Below are 16,362 nucleotides of genomic sequence, written 5' to 3'. Positions count from 1 at the left end.
CCCCGAAGGCAGACCCGAAGACTTTTCACCACCCGAGTAACTCTCAGTAATTTTTCAGTCATCCGCACAGTGAAGTGGGTACCCCCATGTCAAAAACAGCCGCGACCGCCGTGCCGGCTGCCGTCGACCCCAGTCGGTGGAAGGCCCTGGTCTTCATCGCCCTGGCGCAGCTGATGGTCGTCCTCGACGCGACCATCGTGAACATCGCCCTCCCCTCCGCCCAGACCGACCTCGGCATCTCGGACGGCAACCGCCAGTGGGTCATCACCGCGTACGCGCTGGCCTTCGGCGGACTGCTCCTCTTCGGCGGCCGCATCGCCGACAAGTGGGGCCGCAAGAACGCCTTCGTCGTCGGCCTGATCGGCTTCGCCCTGGCCTCCGCCCTCGGCGGCGCCGCCACCGGTGAGGCGATGATGCTGGGCGCCCGCGCCCTCCAGGGCGCCTTCGGTGCGCTGCTCGCCCCGGCCGCGCTCTCCCTGCTGGCGGTCACCTTCACCGACGCCAAGGAGCGCGCCAAGGCCTTCGGCATCTACGGCGCGATCGCGGGCGGCGGCGGCGCCGTCGGCCTGATCCTCGGCGGCTTCCTGACCGAGTACCTCAACTGGCGCTGGACCTTCTTCGTCAACATCCCCTTCGCGGTCGTCGCGGCCGTCGGCGCCTGGATGGTCATCCGCGAGCCGGCCGGCTCCCGCAACCGCGCCCGCCTCGACGTGCCCGGCGTGGTCCTCTCCACCCTGGGCCTGGTCGCCCTCGTGTACGGCTTCACCCGCGCCGAGTCGGCCGGCTGGTCGGACACCGTCACCGTGGCCATGTTCGTCTCCTCGGCGCTGCTGCTCGCGGCCTTCGTGTTCGTCGAGGCCCGGGTGAAGTCCCCGCTGCTGCCGCTGCGCGTCCTGCTGGAGCGCAACCGCGGCGGTGTCTACCTCTCGCTGGGCCTGGCCGTCATCTCGATGTTCGGCCTGTTCCTCTTCCTCACCTACTACCTCCAGGTCGTGAAGGGCTTCTCGCCCGTCAAGACCGGCTTCGCCTTCCTTCCGATGATCGCGGGCATGATCACGGGCTCCACCCAGATCGGCGCCCGCCTGATGACCCGCGTCGCCCCGCGCCTGCTGATGGGCCCCGGCTTCCTGCTCGCCGGCGCCGGCATGCTGATGCTGACGCAGCTGGAGGTCGGCTCCTCCTACCCGGCGCTGATCCTGCCGGCGCAGCTGCTGCTGGGCCTCGGCATGGGCACGGCCTTCATGCCGGCCATGTCCCTGTCCACGTACGGGGTGAACCCCGCCGACGCCGGCGTGGCCTCCGCCATGGTCAACACCTCGCAGCAGGTCGGCGGCGCGATCGGCACCGCCCTGCTGAACACCATCGCCGCCTCCGCGACCACCGCCTACCTGACCGACCACGCGGCCGAGGCCGCGGCGGGCGGGCCGGCCGCGAAGCTGGTGCAGGCGCAGGCCATGGTCGAGGGCTACTCGTCCGCGATCTGGTGGGCCGTAGGCATCCTCGCGGCCAGCGCGGCCATCGCGTTCACGCTGATCAACACCGGGCGTCCGAGCTCCGGCGGCCCGGTCGCCTCCGGCTCGGGCTCCACCGAGGACGCCGAGATCAAGGTCCCGGTGATCGCCCACTGACGCGGCCGCACCCCGTGCGGGAATGACTGAGGACCCCGCCTCGTTCAAATTTGAACGAGGCGGGGTCGCTTTTTTCGCGGCACCCCGCACGGACGACCGAGGAGCGCCCAGTGACCACCGAGACCCCCCGCATGCCGGCGCTGTACCTGAGCCACGGGGCCCCGCCGCTCGCCGACGACCCGGTCTGGCCGGCCGAGCTCGCCGCCTGGTCCGCGGCGCTGCCCAGGCCGCGCGCGATCCTGATGGTCTCCGCCCACTGGGAGGAGGCCCCGCTGGCGCTCGGCGCCGTCGAGCCCGTCCCGCTCGTCTACGACTTCTGGGGCTTCCCCGAGCACTACTACCGGGTGCGTTACGGGGCCCCGGGCGCGCCGGAGCTCGCCGCCTCGGTCCGCGCCCTGCTGAAGGCGCCCGGCACCCCGGTCCAGGACGTCCCGGACCGCGGCCTGGACCACGGCGCGTACGTCCCGCTCGTCGAGATGTACCCGGAGGCCGACATACCGGTCCTCCAGATCTCCCTGCCCACGCTGGACCCCGCACGGCTGATGGACATCGGCCGCAAGCTCGCGCCGCTGCGCGACGAGGGCGTCCTGATCGTGGGCAGCGGCTTCTTCACCCACAACCTGGCCGCGCTGCGGCACACCGGGCCCGGAGTGCCCGGCTGGTCGGCCGAGTTCGACGACTGGGGCCGCGAGGCGCTGGCCGCGCACGACGTCGACGCCCTGCTCGACTTCGAGGCCAAGTCCCCGGCGGGCCGCCTGGCGCACCCCCGCACGGAGCACTTCGCCCCGCTCTTCGTCACCCTCGGGGCCGCCGGATCCGACCTCACGGCCCAGCACACCCCGGTGGACGGCTTCTGGATGGGCCTGTCGAAGCGCTCCGTCCAGTTCGGCGGCGGGGGCCTTCACGCCGTCTAGGGGGCGTGGGCCGGCCCGGTGATCTGCTCGCCGATCACGAAGCCCCGGGCCGGCCCCTCGGGCACGGCCACCCCGGTGCCGTACGGCGCCCGCACCTCGCAGGCGTACCGCGCCTCGTCGGGGACGGGGCCGGTCAGCACGCTGACCGTGCCGTGGCCGTCGTAGTCGTCGACGATCACGTAGACGGGGATCCCGGCCCGGGCGTACGCGCGGCGCTTGCGGACCCGGTCCCGCGCGACGTCCTGCGGTCCCGGGGCGACGACCTCGGCGACCAGGGGCACGCTCGACGCCTTGATCCCCAGCTCCCCCCGGGCGGCGTGCCCGGTGAGGTCGTCCGGCGCGAGGAGCACGTCCGGGGCCCAGGCCTGGTAGCCGCCGACCACGTACATCGCCATGTAGGGGGCGTACGGGCCCCCGGCCAGGTGGGCGGCCAGCCCGGACCGCAGCCGGTTCGCGGTGAGGGCGTGCGTGAACGGCCGCCCCACCCGCCACATCTCGATCAGCCCCTCCACGATCTCGACGCGGAAGGTCTCGGGCGGGTCGATGGCCTGCCAGGCCCGCCAGAGGGCCTTGTCCAGATCGGGGTCGGGTTCGGGACCGGCGCTCGTCGGCGCCGCGGTGCGGGACGGCCGCGGGATGTGTGCGATCACTCCCGGCACGCTACGGCCGGAATGTGGCATGCCGACGGAATATGCCCGCGCTTCACCCGCACGAGGGCCGAATCACCCGGACGGACGCACGTCCGACAGGCGTCCGACGCACGCGCGTCCGCGGGCCGGCCGCCGCCTGGGCGGATGCCCGGTGATTTTTGGCGCTCTGTACCTCTTGTCGCGTTTCCAGCGATTCGATCGCCAGTCCAGGCAACCGCGAGCCGGTACGGCCCGTCTTCAGGATGGGAGCGCGTCCACGGCGGCGCCGCCCCGGGCTCGAACCGGGCGGTACCGGATGTGACGGCGGTCTCACGGACGCCGTCACCGTACGGCTCCGCGAGCACCCCCGAACCGGCCTCGAAGCCCGGCCTGACCTGCACGTTCCCGGGTTCTCGCAGGAGGCCGCCACCCCCGGGTCCAGGGGGCGGCAGGGCAGGATACTGCAAGATCTCGAAAAAGGGAGACCGGCGTGGGAATTCTGTCCCGATTCCAGTCGTTGTTTCCTTTCGGAAGCGGGCACTCGGAAGAGTGTCCGAAGACGCATCGCGACCGATTCATCGCATCGCAAGGGAGCACGCATGGCAACCCGCGCCGTCGCCCGTCGTCAGTCCACGAGCAGCGCCCGCGCTGCGGGCGGGGAGATCGTCGACCGTGACCTGGTCGGCATGTACCTCGACGAGATCGCGCGCACCCCGCTGCTCGACGCCGCCCGGGAAGTGGAGCTCTCGCAGATGATCGAGGCGGGCGTGTACGCCCGGCAGATCCTCGACGGCGAGGCGGAGCGCGACGGGGAGATGCCCGCCCGCGAGGAGCTGGAAGCCCTGGCCGCCGAAGGCGAGCGCGCCAAGGAAGTCTTCATCCGGTCCAACCTCCGCCTGGTCGTGGCCGTCGCCCGCCGCTACCCGCGCAGCGGCCTGCCCCTGCTCGACCTCATCCAGGAGGGCAACGCCGGCCTGGTCCGGGCCGTCGAGAAGTTCGACTACGCCAAGGGCTTCAAGTTCTCCACATACGCCACGTGGTGGATCCGCCAGGCCATCACCCGCTCCATCGCGGACCAGTCCCGCACCATCCGCCTCCCCGTCCACCTCGTGGAGGAGCTCGGCAGGATCCGCCGGATCCAGCGCGAGTTCAACCGGGAGAACGGCCGCGACCCCGAGCACGCCGAGATCGCCGCCGAGCTCGACTCCACCGAGAAGCGCGTGGGCGACGTCCTGGACTGGGCGCGCGACCCGGTCAGCCTCAACATGTCGGTGGACGACGAGGGCGACACCCAGTTCGGCGACCTGCTGGAGGACACCTCCGCCATCTCGCCCGAGCAGTCCGTGCTCTCCCTGCTGCGCAGCGAGGAACTGGAGGACCTCCTCGGCAAGCTCGACCAGCGCACGGCCTCCATCATCAAGATGCGCTACGGCATCGAGGACGGCCGCGAGCGGACCCTGACCGAGGTCGGCAAGCAGCACGGGCTGACCCGCGAGCGGATCCGCCAGATCGAGAAGCACGCCCTGCTGGAGCTGAAGCGCATGGCCCGCGACACCGGTTTCGACGCGGTGGCCTGACCCGCCCCGCCCCCCCCGAACGAGCCCCGGTGCCTACCCCCCCCCGGCGCCGGGGCTCCCCCCTGCCCGGGCAGCACGGGGGCCGGCCTCAGGCCCCCGCCCGCGCCAGCCGCGCGCCCAGCGCCCCGGCCGCCTCCGCCAGGAACTCCGGCCCGCGCACCGTGAACTCCAGCCCCGTCAGCGCCATCCGGGCCGCCAGCCACTCCGGCGCGTCCCCGGTCTCGAAGCGCACCCGCGCCCCGTCCGCCTCCGCGGCGGCCGCCTCCCGCAGCCACGTCGGCAGTTCCTCGGGCGGCGCGGCGAAGGACACGTCGACCCGGTACGTCCGCTCGCCCCGCAGCGCGCGCCGGACGAACTCGGCCGCCTCCATCGGCAGCGTGCGCGGCACGAACCGGGCCCCCGTCGCGAAGGGCTCGCTCACCCGGTCCACCCGGAAGGTGCGCCAGTCCTCCCGCTCCAGGTCGTAGGCGACCAGGTACCAGCGGCTCCCGGTGCTCACCAGCCGGTACGGCTCCACCAGCCGCCGCGAGTCCGCCCCGTCCCGCGCCCGGTACGCGAACCTCAGCCGCTCCGGCCCCGCCACCGCCCCGGCCATCGCCGTCAGCGTCCGCGGGTCCACGCTCGGCCCGTCGCCCCGGGTCACCGCGACCGTCGCCGACTGCAGGGCCCCCACCCGGTGCCGCAGCCGGGCCGGCAGCACCTGCTCCAGCTTCGCGAGGGCGCGTACGGAGGCCTCCTCGACCCCCTCGATGGCGTGCCCGGCCCCCACCCGCAGCCCCACCGCGATCGCCACGGCCTCCTCGTCGTCGAGCAGCAGCGGCGGCATCGCCGCCCCCGCCACCAGCCGGTACCCGCCGTCGGTGCCCAGCGTGGCCTCGACCGGGTACCCCAGCTCCCGCAGCCGCTCGATGTCCCGCCGGATGGTCCGCGAGCTGACCCCCAGCCGCTCCGCCAGTTCACTGCCGGGCCACTCGCGAGGGGTCTGGAGCAGGGACAGCAGGGTGAGCAGCCGGGCGGGGGTGGTGTTCATAGGCCAAGATTGCCAGGCAAGTAGGACACTCCCTGGCCTAGTTCCCGTCTAGGTTTCTCTCCATGAGCACCGAGACGTCCATGGCATCGCCCGAAAGAGAGAACGGGCCCGTACGAGAAGAGCGGAACGCACCCGCCGAAGCAGCCACCGCACCAGACGCCCCCGGCGACCCCGCCGCCCCGGCCGACCGCCGCCGCTGGCTGGCGCTCGCCATCGTGATGACCGCGTCCTTCATGGACCTGGTCGACGTCACGATCGTCAACATCGCGATACCCAGCATGCGCCAGGACTTCGGCGCATCGACCAGCGCCATCCAGTGGATCACCGCCGGCTACGCGCTCGCCTTCGCCGCCGGCCTGATCACCGGCGGCCGTCTCGGTGACATCTACGGCCGCAAGCGCCTCTTCCTCGTCGGCGTCGCCGGCTTCACCATCGCCTCGCTGCTCTGCGGCATCGCGCCCGACCCGGGCATGCTCGTCGCCTCCCGCCTCCTCCAGGGCGCCATGGCGGCCCTGATGGTCCCGCAGGTCCTCGCGATCATCCACGTCACCTTCCCGCCGCACGAGCGCGGCAAGGTCTTCGGCATGTTCGGCGCGATCGTCGGACTCGGCGCGGTGTCCGGGCCGATGCTCGGCGCCCTGCTCACCGAGTGGGACCTCTTCGGCCTGGAATGGCGCACGATCTTCCTGATCAACCTGCCCGTCGGCATCGCCGCCGTGATCCTGGGCCGCAAGTTCATCTCAGAGTCCAAGGCCCCCAAGGCCCTGCGGCTGGACCTGGTCGGTGTCGTCCTCGCCACGCTCGCGCTGGTCATGCTGATCTACCCGCTGACCCAGGGCCGGGAGAACGACTGGCCGCTGTGGGGCTTCGTCTGCATGATCGCCTCGCCGGTCGTCTTCGCGGTCTTCGTCGCCTACGAGAAGTACAAGATCAAGAAGGACGGCTCCCCGCTGGTCGAGCTCTCCCTCTTCCAGATCAAGAGCTTCGCCGGCGGCATCACGGTCCAGCTGGCCTTCGGTCTGGCGACCGGCATCTTCTTCCTGGTCTGGACGCTCTACATGCAGATGGGCCTCGGCTGGACCCCGCTGCACGCGGGCAGCACCGGCATCCCCTTCTCGATCGCCGTCTCCGTCTCCGCGGGCCTCTCGGTCGAGAAGCTCGTGCCGCGCTTCGGCCGCAAGGTGCTCCAGGCCGGTGCGCTGGTCATGGCCGCGGGCCTGCTCCTCTACATCTGGGAGTCCGAGCGGTACGGCATGGAGATCACCTCCTGGCAGATGGCCGCCCCGCTGGTCGTGATGGGCATCGGCATGGGCCTGATCGTCGCCCCGCTGAACGACACGATCCTGTCGCAGGTGCCGCGCGAGCACGCGGGCTCGGCTTCCGGCCTGATCAACACCACCGGGCAGATGGGCAACGCGCTCGGCCTCGCGCTGACCTCCGTCGTCTTCTTCGGGACCATCGACGACGACCGGATCCTCGGCGTGCCGTACACCGAGGCCTTCCGCGGCGCGCTGTGGTGGGTCGTGGCGGTCCTCGCCGTGATCTTCGCGGTGATGTTCGTGCTGCCGCGTCGGCAGGTGCCGATGTCGGAGCGCGAAGGGGCCGTCGAGGGCGCCCACTGACGGTCCCGAGTCCGGCCCGGAGGTGCGGACATGCCCGCTCTGATGAGCGGGTATGTCCGTTTTTCTTTGTTTTCCCCTGGTTCTCTGCGTAAGGTGGGAGGGAAGCGGCAGAATCCGGTAGCGAACGGACACGAACCCACAGGCGGCTCGCAATGATCCTCACGGTCACCCCCAACCCCTCCCTCGACCGGACCTACGAGGTCCCCTCGCTGGATCGCGGTGCGGTGCTCCGGGCCGCGGGGGAGCGGGTCGACCCCGGGGGCAAGGGGGTCAACGTCTCCCGGGCCGTCGCGGCTGCCGGAGGCTCCACCACGGCGGTCCTCCCGCTCGGCGGCTCCGCCGGCACCCTGCTCCTGGAACTGCTCACCGCCGAGGGCGTGGACGTCACCGCCGTCTCCATCGCCGGGCTGACCCGCTCCAACATCGCCGTCGTGGAACCGGACGGCACCCTCACGAAGATCAACGCGGCGGGCCCGGAGCTCTCCGCGCAGGAGTCGGACCTCCTGCTCGACACCGTCCGCGGCTCCGCCGGAGCCGCCTGGGTCGCCTGCTGCGGCAGCCTGCCGCCCGGCCTGGAGCACCGCTGGTACGCCGAACTCGTCATCCGCGCCCGGGAGGCGGGCGCCCGTGTCGCCCTGGACACCTCCGGCCCCGCCCTGGCGGCGGCCCTGCCCGCCCGCCCGGACGTCGTCAAGCCGAACGCCGCCGAGCTCGCCGAAGCGGTGGGCCGCCCGCTGGCCACCCTCGGCGACGCCGTCAAGGCCGCCGGGGAACTGGTCGGACGCGGCGCAGGCGCGGTCCTGGCCTCCCTCGGCGCGCAGGGCCAGCTCCTGGTCACCGCCGACGGCGCCCACCACGGCACGGCGCCCGTCGCGGCGGTCCGCAGCGACGTCGGAGCGGGCGACGCCGCCCTCGCCGGCTTCCTGACCGCCGGGGGCACCGGCCCCGCCGCCCTCGCCTCCGCCCTCGCCCACGGCGCGGCCGCCGTACAGCTGCCGGGCAGCGTCATGCCGGGCCCGGCGGACCTGCGCCCCGAGGCCGTCCACATCACCCGGGACCTGCCGCTGGACCTCCCGCTGTCCGCGGCCTGACGGCCACCGCGGCCGCCGGCCGCGTCAGCGCACGTTGGCCCGCAGCTCCATCGCCCCGCGCGCGGCGGCCTCACTGTCGTAGACCTCGCACATGTGCCGCCCGTCGGGGGTCGCCGTGTGCTCGACCTCCCACAGGCTGAACTCGCCCCCGTCCAGCAGCACGAAGGCGTGCTCGTACAGGCTGAAACCGGCGTCCCGCCCGTCGGCCAGGCACTGCCGGCCGCCGAACGCCTGCGTGATGTGGTGCGCGTACGCCGAGCGCAGCAGCACCGCCACCGCCTCACCGGGCCGGTCGGCGTTCTCCGCGCGGCGCAGCACCCGCCGGGCGTGGTCGGCGGACTGCTCCACCGTGTACTCGCGGCGGCGCTGCTGCGGCGACGGGGCCGCGAACAGCGCGCTCAGCACCGCCAGATCGCCCTCCAGGCCCTCGTCCCCGTCCTCCGGGCCGTGCGCCGCGGGCTCCGCCGGGGACTCGCCGAACAGCCGGGCCACCGCCAGCCCCAGTTCGGCCTTGCTCTCGAACACCTCGTACCGGGTGCCGCGGTCGCCCCCGAGCCGGTAGGCCAGCTCCCACAGGGAGGCCGCACCCCCGTCGGGCAGCAGGTAGGTGTGCCGGTGGGTCTCCCGCCACAGCCCCGCCGACGGGCTGTGGTGGGTGGTGTACAGCGAAGAGCTGTGGGCGAGCGCCGTGCCGAGGCGCTCGACCAACCTGTCCGGCAGGTCGAAGGAGTTGAGGGCGCGGCCCAGGAGTCGCTCGAGGTGCGCCTCGGTTGTCTCGTACGGATCGCTCAAGGTGGGTCTCCAGGCCGTCGCAGCTTGTCACTTCGCGGAAGCACAACGTAGCCCCTGGTGCTGACATCACGTCCGGGATTCGGTAAAACGTCCGGGAAGCATCAGGGGTTCCCGCCACACCTTCAGGTCAAGTTGGGTACGGATGGCCCAGGTTCGCGGCGGTCCGTCACATTGCGCGGGAGCATGGGCGGTATGGCAACGAACACAGTGGGCGTCCCCCGCCAGCAGGGCCGCCCCCGCATCCGCCCCGAGGGCGAACAGGGCGCCTCCCGGGGGCTGGCCTGGCTGCTGGTGGCCACCGGGGCCGCGGGCCTGCTCGCCTCCTGGGTGATCACCCTGGACAAGTTCCTCCTGCTGGAGGACCCGGACTTCAAGCCCGCGTGCAGCCTCAACCCCGTGGTGTCCTGCGGCAGCGTCATGCAGAGCGAGCAGGCCGCCGCCTTCGGCTTCCCCAACCCGATGCTCGGGCTGGCCTGTTACGCCGTCGTCGTCTGCGTCGGCGCGGGCCTGCTGGCCGGCGCCCGCTACCGGGGCTGGTTCTGGCTGGGACTGAACGCCGGGACGCTCTTCGGAACCGGCTTCTGCGCCTGGCTGATGGTCCAGTCGCTGTACGAGATCAACGCCCTGTGCCTGTGGTGCTGCCTGGCGTGGGTGGCGACCCTGCTGATGTTCTGGGCGGTCACCGCCCGCAACGTCCGTACCGGCGCGCTGCCCGCGCCCGGCCCGCTGCGGGGGCTGTTCACCGAGTTCGCCTGGGTGCCGCCCGCCCTGCACCTCGGGGTGATCGGGATGCTGGTCCTGACCCGCTGGTGGGACTTCTGGACGAGCTGACCGGAGCGGGGCGTACGCGAACGAGGGCCCCGGCGGCTGGACGCCGCCGGGGCCCTCGTCACTTCGTCACTTCGTCACTTCGCTCCACGGGCTCTGGCGGGCCCTGACCGGAAGGGCCGAGCGGAGGGGGTCAGCTGCCGATCGAGCCGTTGCCGGAGAGGATCGGGATGTTGCTCAGGATGTGGGAGAGCGGCTCGTCGCCCTTGGCCTGGGTGGAGTTCTCGGTGCACTGCTGGTTCTGCGGGTTCGACAGGACGTTGATGTCCTGGACGCCGATGTTGAGCGCGGCGAAGATCGACTGGGCGTTGACCTTCGCGGGCAGGCCGATGCACGGCTTGTTGAGGGTGCCCTGGACCAGGCCGAGCTGGGGGCTCATGTCGCCGGTGGTCTTCTGGTTGCCGTAGATCTGCTGGGCACCGTTGCCGTTGACGGTGTTGATCCCGTTGTCGTTGCCGATGGCCATGGCCGGAGCGGCGCCCGCGCCGACGGCGGCGGCGGTGACCGCGGCGGCGGCCATGATCTTCTTGAGCATCATTGATCCTTTTGTCGCACGAGTGCCCGCTTGTGGAGCGCCCTGGCCAACAGGCCTTCCGGGGGGTTGGTTCCGCTTCTTCACTCGAACGGCCCGCCCGGGGGAGACGTTTTCCCCGGTGCGGGTGAGGCGGCTGCGGACGCCTGCGCGAAGCCCGTACGCAGCCCCCAGAGCCGGACCCGCCGCTCAAGATCGTGTTGCGCTCCGTGGAGAGGGTACGCACGGTGGGTGAGGAAGCGGATTGTTCCCGTCCGCTTTCGCGACCACCCGAAGGAAGCCCCCATGCGTACGAAGCCGTCCCGCCTCCGCGTCCTCGTCCCCTCGGCCCTCGCCGTCGTCATACTGTCCGGCGCGGCCGCCCCCGCGGTGGCCGCCGACGGCGGCGGCGCAGCAGCAGCCGTCGAAGAGCGGGCGGCCGCCGTGCAGGAGCGGATCGAACGGATCGAGGAGGTCAGGCAGGCCGTCCCCGACCAGGTCGCCGCCGGGCCGATCGACGACCTCCTCGCCAGCCTGACCAAGACCCTGGGGGACCTGCTGGGCTCCCTCACGAGTCTGCTGGGCGGGGTGAAGCTGCCGCCGATCGAGCTGCCGAAGCTTCCCGAGATCAAGCTCCCCGAGATCAAGCTGCCGGACCTGCCCGTGACCGTTCCGCCGGTCAACCTCCCGGCGCTGCCCGCCGTCCCGGCGGTCCCGGCCGCTCCGGAGCTGCCCGCCGTCCCGGCGGTTCCGGCGGTCCCCGCGCTGCCGGCCACCGGGGTGATCCCGGAGCTGCCCGACATCCCGGATGTCCCCGACATCCCCATCCGGAGCTAGCCGGGCCGGGAGGGCGGCGGGGGACGAACCGGCCGCATGGTTACGACTATTGGGCTGAACAGGTCTGGTTCGGGTTCAATTCGGCTCGCGGCCGTGTCGTCCGGGAAGCTGGACCGTTTCGCTTCGTGTGAGCCCCGGATCGGGGCTGGACATCGAAGAGAAGGTGCACTTCCCATGAACACTGCTGCCAAGAAGGCCGCTGTGGCCCTGGCCTCCGCTGGTCTCGCCGTCGCCGGTGCCGCCGGCGCCGCCTCCGCCGACTCCGCGGCCGAGGGCGCGGCCGTGGGCTCCCCCGGTGTCCTCTCGGGCAACCTGGTCCAGGTCCCCGTCCACATCCCGGTCAACGTCTGCGGCAACTCCGTGAACATCATCGGCGCGCTGAACCCCGCGTTCGGCAACGTCTGCATCAACGACTGACGCACGCGTCGTCCGCACCACACGACTGTGGGCGCTCCCGGCATCGCCGGGGGCGCCCACAGTCGTTCCCGGGCTGCTCAGTTCTGGCCGCCGTTGAGCTGTACGCCGCCGAGCAGCGGGGAGACCTTGGTCGCCCCGTTCGCCAGGCCCAGTACCTCGCCGGGGGCGTTGTTGCGGAGCTTGTTGACGCCCTGGGCGGTGCCGACGACCTTGTTGACGGTGTCGCCCTGTTCGGCGAGGGCCATGCCCAGGGTCTCGGGGGCCGAGGCGACGACGGGCTCGACGGCGCTCAGCGCCGTGTTCCATCCGGCCGGCAGGCTCATGGGGACGGCGGGCGCGTCCGCCGCGAAGGCGGGGGCCGCCGCTCCGAGCGCGGCGACGGAGCCGACGACGACAGCGGCGGCCTTGGAGAGCTTCATTATCGAAAATCCTCTTCTATTCGTGGACAGGGGTGCCGGCGGCGACCGTCGCGCCGCTTTCGACCTGGGTAACGATTACCGGCCGCTACGGAAACGCGGAGCCGGGCGCACGGCAGCGGCCGGAGAATCCGATGTGGGATTCTCCGGCCGGTATTTCTTCTGATTACCGGTATTCCCGGTCAGTCGATACGGGACCTGCGGTAGAGAATCGCGCCGCCGAGGATCAGGGCCGAGGCGAGGGCCGCCATGGCCGAGGCCTCGCCCGCTCCGGTGGCCGCCAGCTCCGGCATCCCGGCCCGGGCCGGCGCGGGTACGGGAGCCGGCGGGGCCGCCTCGGGAGCCGGGGCCGGGGCGGGGGCGGGTGCCGGGGGCAGGTGCACCGGGAGGTCGCCGGCCGGGGCCGCCGGGGGCTGGTCCGCCGGGCGGACGACCTCCGGGACGGGGAGCGGCGCGGGCTCGGGCCGCTCCGGCTGGCTGCCGTGCGGGGGACGCGGCGCCGGAAGCTCCGCGGCGGGCGCCGCCGGGACGGGCGCCGGGAGGGTGTGCGGCTGCTCCTCGGGCTGCGGAACCTCCTGGACCGGGGCGGGCGCGGGGGCCGGCTGCGGCGCCGGGGTCTCGGCCTGCGGGGTCTGCGGCGGGGGAGCCGGCGCCGGTGCGGGCTGGGGAGCGGGCTGCGGTGCGGGGGCCGGCGCGGGCGCGGGGGCCGGCGTCGGGGCGGGGAGCGGCTGGGGCGCCGGGTGCTCCGCCTCGGGCCGCGGCTCGGGCTTGGGCTGCGGGTGGGGCTTGGGCTGCGGGTGGGGCGGTGCCGGGTGGGGCGCGGGGTGCTCGGCGCGCGGGGGCTGCGGCGGGTGGTCGTCGCACTCCTCGCCGCCCTGGCCGCCGTAGCCGCCCTCGTCGCCGCCGGTCTGGTGCCGGGGTGCGGGGGGCTCGTGGCGGGGCGCCTCATGGCGGGGCGCGGCGTGCTTGGGGGCGTGCGCGCGGGGCGCCCCGTACCCGCGCTCCTCCTCGTCGTGGCGCTGGCGGGGCAGCGCGTGCCGGCCGCCCTGCTGCTCGTCGAGGTAGCGCTCGAAGGCCGCGCGGTGCTCGGGGCTCAGGTAGCGCTCGTAGTCGCGGCCGCCGTCGTCGCCGGCGTGGGATCCGGTGGAGCTGACGCAGGTGTTCCCCATCGCGGGGTTGAGGGCGGCACCCCCGTCCACGCTGTTGCCGCACACGTTCGGTGTGACCGTGATCGGTACCGAGACGCTGTTGCCGGACAGCACACCCGGCGAATGCGAGGCTTCGGCCATCGCCCCTGGATGCGCGCAGGCCGCGCCGGTCGCGATCGACAGCAGGCTCGATGCGGCCGCAGCGGTGAGCACCCCCTTGCCCAGTACCTGTCGGCTCAGTACCTGTCGCATGGGTCCTTCCCTGTCCACCGGCGCGTGGGCCGGTACTGAATCGAAGGTGGCCTCGGAGTGCACCGCCGTGCACTCCGAGGCCACCCCGAGGAGGTCTGCCCTGCCCTCGCGGGCCCAGGGCTTCGTCAGGCGTTGACGCAGGTGTTGCCGAAGGCCGGGTTCAGCACACCGACCAGCTGGGCGGTGTTGCCGCAGACGTTCACCGGGATGTGCACGGGAACCTGCACGAGGTTGCCGGAGAGGACGCCGGGGGAGTCCTTGGCGACCCCGCTGGCGCCCGCGTCGGCCATGGCCGGGGAGGCGACACCGGCGGCCATCATCGCGCCGGCGGCCAGCACCACTGCCTTCTTGTGCTTCATTTCTTTTCCAATCCTTCCCGCAGAGGTGTATCCGCTGCAATAACAACAACGAGCGGGTCCGGGAAAAGAAACCACGAATTCCTCGGGGCTTCTCCGTAATTCACTCCGATGCCCCGGGGGTGCCGGGCCGTTAATTCGGGCGGCATTGAAGGGGCGTCGGAAGGGGCCGGAATCGCGCGGGCCCGGCATGCGGCGAGGCCGCCGCGACCCGGGGGGTGCGACGGCCTCGCTCGGGGTGCTGCGCGATCAGCTGCCGGAGGAGACGTTGCCGGAGAGGATCGGGATGTTGTCCAGGATGTGCGACAGGGCCTCGTCACCCTTGGCCTGGGTGGAGTTCTCGGTGCACTGCTGGTTCTGCGGGCTGGACAGGACCGGGATGTCCTGGACGCCGACGTTGATGAGCGCGAGGATCGACTGCGCGTTGACCTTGGCCGGGAGGGCGATGCAGGGCTTGTTGAAGGAGCCCTGGATCAGCGCCATCTGCGGGCTCATGTTGCCGTAGGTGGCCTGGTTGCCGTAGATCTGCGCGGAGTTGTTGCCGTTGACGGTGTTGATGCCGTTGTCGTTCCCGACGGCCATCGCCTGCGGGGCCAGGGCGGCACCGAGGCCCACGGTGGTGGCGGCAACCGCTGCGCCGGCCGCAAACTTCTTGATCATTATCGTCCCTTTTTTGCAGGATTGCCCGGTACAGGAGCATCCGGATCAACGGCCTCGCCCCGGTTCGGGTTGCGTGGCTTCACCCGGATGCCGCCGTTTCGGGCGCCGCGGTTGACGTTCAGGCGTTCACGCAGGTGTTGCCGAACGCGGGGTTCAGCAGCCCGATCACGTTGACGGTGTTGCCGCAGACGTTCACCGGGACGTGGACGGGGACCTGGACCAGGTTGCCGCTCAGCACGCCGGGGGAGCCGGCGGCGAAGCCGTCCGCCGAGGCGCCGCCGTGCGCGGAGGCGAGGCCCGCGCCGCCCATCAGCATCGCCGCGCCCGCGACCGCCACGGTGCTGCCGCGCATCAGCCTCTTCTTCATCTCCGTATTTCCTTTCGGTTCGAACGATGGTGCACCGGCATAACGACCCGCCCACGGAGAGGGTGCGTGCTATCGCCCAAAAGGCCGTACGAGCGAGTCCGACGTGATTTCCAGCCCGATTTCTGCCAAAGTTCACTCCTGTTTTGTCCCCTTGATCGAAAATGGAGACAGGGTCATGGGTTCCTCCCGCAGAATCCTCGGCACACTCGGCCTGCTGTCCTGCCTCACACTTTCCGCATACGTGCCCCCGGCGGGTGCCGCGGTGCCCGCCGCGGCGCGCGAACTGCCCCGGGTGCCCTTCACCCAGCGCTACCAGGCCGTCCAGCACGGCGGGCTGGTCAGGGCCTCCAACTCCGCCATCAGCTGCCGCCGCGAGGAGAACGACCAGGCCGAACCGTGTGCCGAGGTCAAGAAGGGCGCGGCGGGGGTCAACGGCGACTTCGAGATGTTCTACGACGAGGTCGACAAGGACCCGGACACCTACAACTCCACCCGGGCCGAGCTCAAGGTCCCGCAGGGCGCGAAGGTCTCGTACGCCCGCCTGTACTGGGGCGGGAACCTCCGGGTGGGGGAGCAGAAGCCGCCGGAGGACAACGGCCGGGTGCTGGTCGCCGAGCCCGGGGGCGCGTACAAGGCGGTGCTGGCCGACACCGTGATCGGGCACCACACGGACAAGGGCAGCGACGCCTACCAGGCCTCGGCCGACGTCACCCCGATGGTGCGCAAGGGCGGGGCGGGGATGTGGACCGTGGCCCAGCTCAACGTGGCCATGGGGCACTCGGAGGCGGGTGCCTGGGGCGGCTGGACGCTGGTCGTCGCGTACGAGCACCCGCAGGAGCCGCTGCGCCGGGTCTCGGTGTGGGACGGCTTCGAGTCGCTGGCCGCCGGTGCCGGTGAGGCCGCGGGGGAGACGGTGGAGGTCGCCGGCCTGGACGTGGCGCCCGGCGCCGCCGGGAAGGCCGGGGTCGTCGCGTACGACGGCGACCGGGGGACCCTCGGGGACTCACTCACCGTGACCGCCGACAGTGGCCGACGGGTCAATGTCAGCGATGCAGAAAATCCTTTTAATGATGTTATGAATTCCACGATCACGGAATTCGGACATCCCTCGTTCGTGCGACAGCCCGAACATATGAATAATCTCGGATATGACGCGGACGTGTTTGACCTGAGTCCCGCCCTGTCCGGTGGCGCCCGCAGCCTGAGCTTCAAGTTCGCGGGCGAAAGCCAAGGTCAATTCCTCGGTGTGCTCTTCGTTCAGACAGACGCGCGCCGCTGAACGCAGGA

At 72.0% G+C, this 16,362-nt stretch carries 18 protein-coding genes; 9 read left to right on the top strand and 9 right to left on the bottom strand.

The window, feature by feature from the left end; translation table 11 throughout:
* Nucleotides 1-86 precede the first annotated feature (86 nt).
* Nucleotides 87-1,628 carry an MFS transporter gene (locus ACZ597_RS26155; RefSeq protein WP_471334638.1) on the top strand — a complete coding sequence of 514 codons (1,542 nt, stop codon included), beginning with the start codon at nt 87-89 and terminating at the stop codon, nt 1,626-1,628.
* A gap of 131 nt (nt 1,629-1,759) precedes the next feature.
* Nucleotides 1,760-2,542, top strand: a complete 783-nt coding sequence (locus ACZ597_RS26150) for a dioxygenase family protein (protein ID WP_471334717.1) — start codon at nt 1,760-1,762, stop codon at nt 2,540-2,542.
* On the opposite strand, the gene ACZ597_RS26145 is transcribed toward ACZ597_RS26150, so the two are convergent.
* Nucleotides 2,539-3,192, bottom strand: a complete 654-nt coding sequence (locus ACZ597_RS26145) for a Uma2 family endonuclease (protein WP_471334635.1) — start codon at nt 3,190-3,192, stop codon at nt 2,539-2,541. The genes ACZ597_RS26150 and ACZ597_RS26145 overlap by 4 nt on opposite strands.
* A gap of 578 nt (nt 3,193-3,770) precedes the next feature.
* Between ACZ597_RS26145 and ACZ597_RS26140 the strand changes: the two genes are divergently transcribed.
* Complete coding sequence (locus ACZ597_RS26140) at nt 3,771-4,748, top strand: sigma-70 family RNA polymerase sigma factor (RefSeq protein ID WP_471334632.1); 978 nt, start codon at nt 3,771-3,773, stop codon at nt 4,746-4,748.
* Nucleotides 4,749-4,836: 88 nt separating this feature from the next.
* On the opposite strand, the gene ACZ597_RS26135 is transcribed toward ACZ597_RS26140, so the two are convergent.
* A complete protein-coding gene (locus ACZ597_RS26135; RefSeq protein WP_471334629.1) occupies nt 4,837-5,778 on the bottom strand; it encodes a helix-turn-helix transcriptional regulator in 942 nt (313 codons plus the stop codon).
* A gap of 62 nt (nt 5,779-5,840) precedes the next feature.
* Between ACZ597_RS26135 and ACZ597_RS26130 the strand changes: the two genes are divergently transcribed.
* Nucleotides 5,841-7,400: an MFS transporter gene (locus tag ACZ597_RS26130; protein ID WP_471334626.1), complete on the top strand. Its 1,560-nt coding sequence runs from the start codon at nt 5,841-5,843 to the stop codon at nt 7,398-7,400.
* A 152-nt stretch (nt 7,401-7,552) separates the two neighbouring features.
* On the top strand, nt 7,553-8,491 hold the full coding sequence (gene pfkB / locus ACZ597_RS26125) for a 1-phosphofructokinase (protein ID WP_471334624.1): 939 nt from the start codon (nt 7,553-7,555) through the stop codon (nt 8,489-8,491).
* A gap of 24 nt (nt 8,492-8,515) precedes the next feature.
* Here pfkB and ACZ597_RS26120 read toward each other — a convergent pair whose 3' ends face one another.
* Nucleotides 8,516-9,283 (bottom strand): DUF6227 family protein, encoded by a 768-nt coding sequence (locus ACZ597_RS26120; protein ID WP_471334621.1) that lies wholly within the window; start codon nt 9,281-9,283, stop codon nt 8,516-8,518.
* Nucleotides 9,284-9,475: 192 nt separating this feature from the next.
* Between ACZ597_RS26120 and ACZ597_RS26115 the strand changes: the two genes are divergently transcribed.
* The gene (locus ACZ597_RS26115; RefSeq protein ID WP_471334618.1) at nt 9,476-10,114 is read left to right on the top strand and encodes a vitamin K epoxide reductase family protein; all 639 of its coding nucleotides are present in this window, start codon (nt 9,476-9,478) and stop codon (nt 10,112-10,114) included.
* A gap of 130 nt (nt 10,115-10,244) precedes the next feature.
* Here the strand turns inward: ACZ597_RS26115 and ACZ597_RS26110 are convergent, their stop codons facing one another.
* Nucleotides 10,245-10,646 (bottom strand): rodlin, encoded by a 402-nt coding sequence (locus ACZ597_RS26110; protein WP_471334615.1) that lies wholly within the window; start codon nt 10,644-10,646, stop codon nt 10,245-10,247.
* A gap of 282 nt (nt 10,647-10,928) precedes the next feature.
* Between ACZ597_RS26110 and ACZ597_RS26105 the strand changes: the two genes are divergently transcribed.
* Entirely contained in the window at nt 10,929-11,459 is a 531-nt protein-coding gene (locus ACZ597_RS26105; protein WP_471334612.1) for a hypothetical protein, read from the top strand.
* Nucleotides 11,460-11,633: 174 nt separating this feature from the next.
* Nucleotides 11,634-11,876 (top strand): chaplin, encoded by a 243-nt coding sequence (locus ACZ597_RS26100; protein WP_469115572.1) that lies wholly within the window; start codon nt 11,634-11,636, stop codon nt 11,874-11,876.
* 77 nt (nt 11,877-11,953) lie between these two features.
* On the opposite strand, the gene ACZ597_RS26095 is transcribed toward ACZ597_RS26100, so the two are convergent.
* From ACZ597_RS26095 to ACZ597_RS26075, 5 genes are all read right to left on the bottom strand, one after another.
* Nucleotides 11,954-12,295 carry a hypothetical protein gene (locus tag ACZ597_RS26095; protein WP_471334609.1) on the bottom strand — a complete coding sequence of 114 codons (342 nt, stop codon included), beginning with the start codon at nt 12,293-12,295 and terminating at the stop codon, nt 11,954-11,956.
* Between the two features lie 179 nt (nt 12,296-12,474).
* Nucleotides 12,475-13,692 (bottom strand): chaplin, encoded by a 1,218-nt coding sequence (locus ACZ597_RS26090; protein ID WP_471334606.1) that lies wholly within the window; start codon nt 13,690-13,692, stop codon nt 12,475-12,477.
* 125 nt (nt 13,693-13,817) lie between these two features.
* Nucleotides 13,818-14,051: a chaplin gene (locus ACZ597_RS26085; protein ID WP_471334603.1), complete on the bottom strand. Its 234-nt coding sequence runs from the start codon at nt 14,049-14,051 to the stop codon at nt 13,818-13,820.
* A 246-nt stretch (nt 14,052-14,297) separates the two neighbouring features.
* Nucleotides 14,298-14,708: a rodlin gene (locus ACZ597_RS26080; protein WP_471334601.1), complete on the bottom strand. Its 411-nt coding sequence runs from the start codon at nt 14,706-14,708 to the stop codon at nt 14,298-14,300.
* Between the two features lie 118 nt (nt 14,709-14,826).
* Entirely contained in the window at nt 14,827-15,075 is a 249-nt protein-coding gene (locus tag ACZ597_RS26075; RefSeq protein WP_471334599.1) for a chaplin, read from the bottom strand.
* A 103-nt stretch (nt 15,076-15,178) separates the two neighbouring features.
* Between ACZ597_RS26075 and ACZ597_RS26070 the strand changes: the two genes are divergently transcribed.
* Nucleotides 15,179-16,354 (top strand): DUF3344 domain-containing protein, encoded by a 1,176-nt coding sequence (locus tag ACZ597_RS26070; protein WP_471334596.1) that lies wholly within the window; start codon nt 15,179-15,181, stop codon nt 16,352-16,354.
* Nucleotides 16,355-16,362 lie beyond the last annotated feature (8 nt).

It is taken from the genome of Streptomyces sp. NPDC040718, from assembly GCF_055593565.1.
Note: the sequence above shows the minus strand (reverse complement) of the source record. Positions and strands in the feature narration are given on the sequence as shown.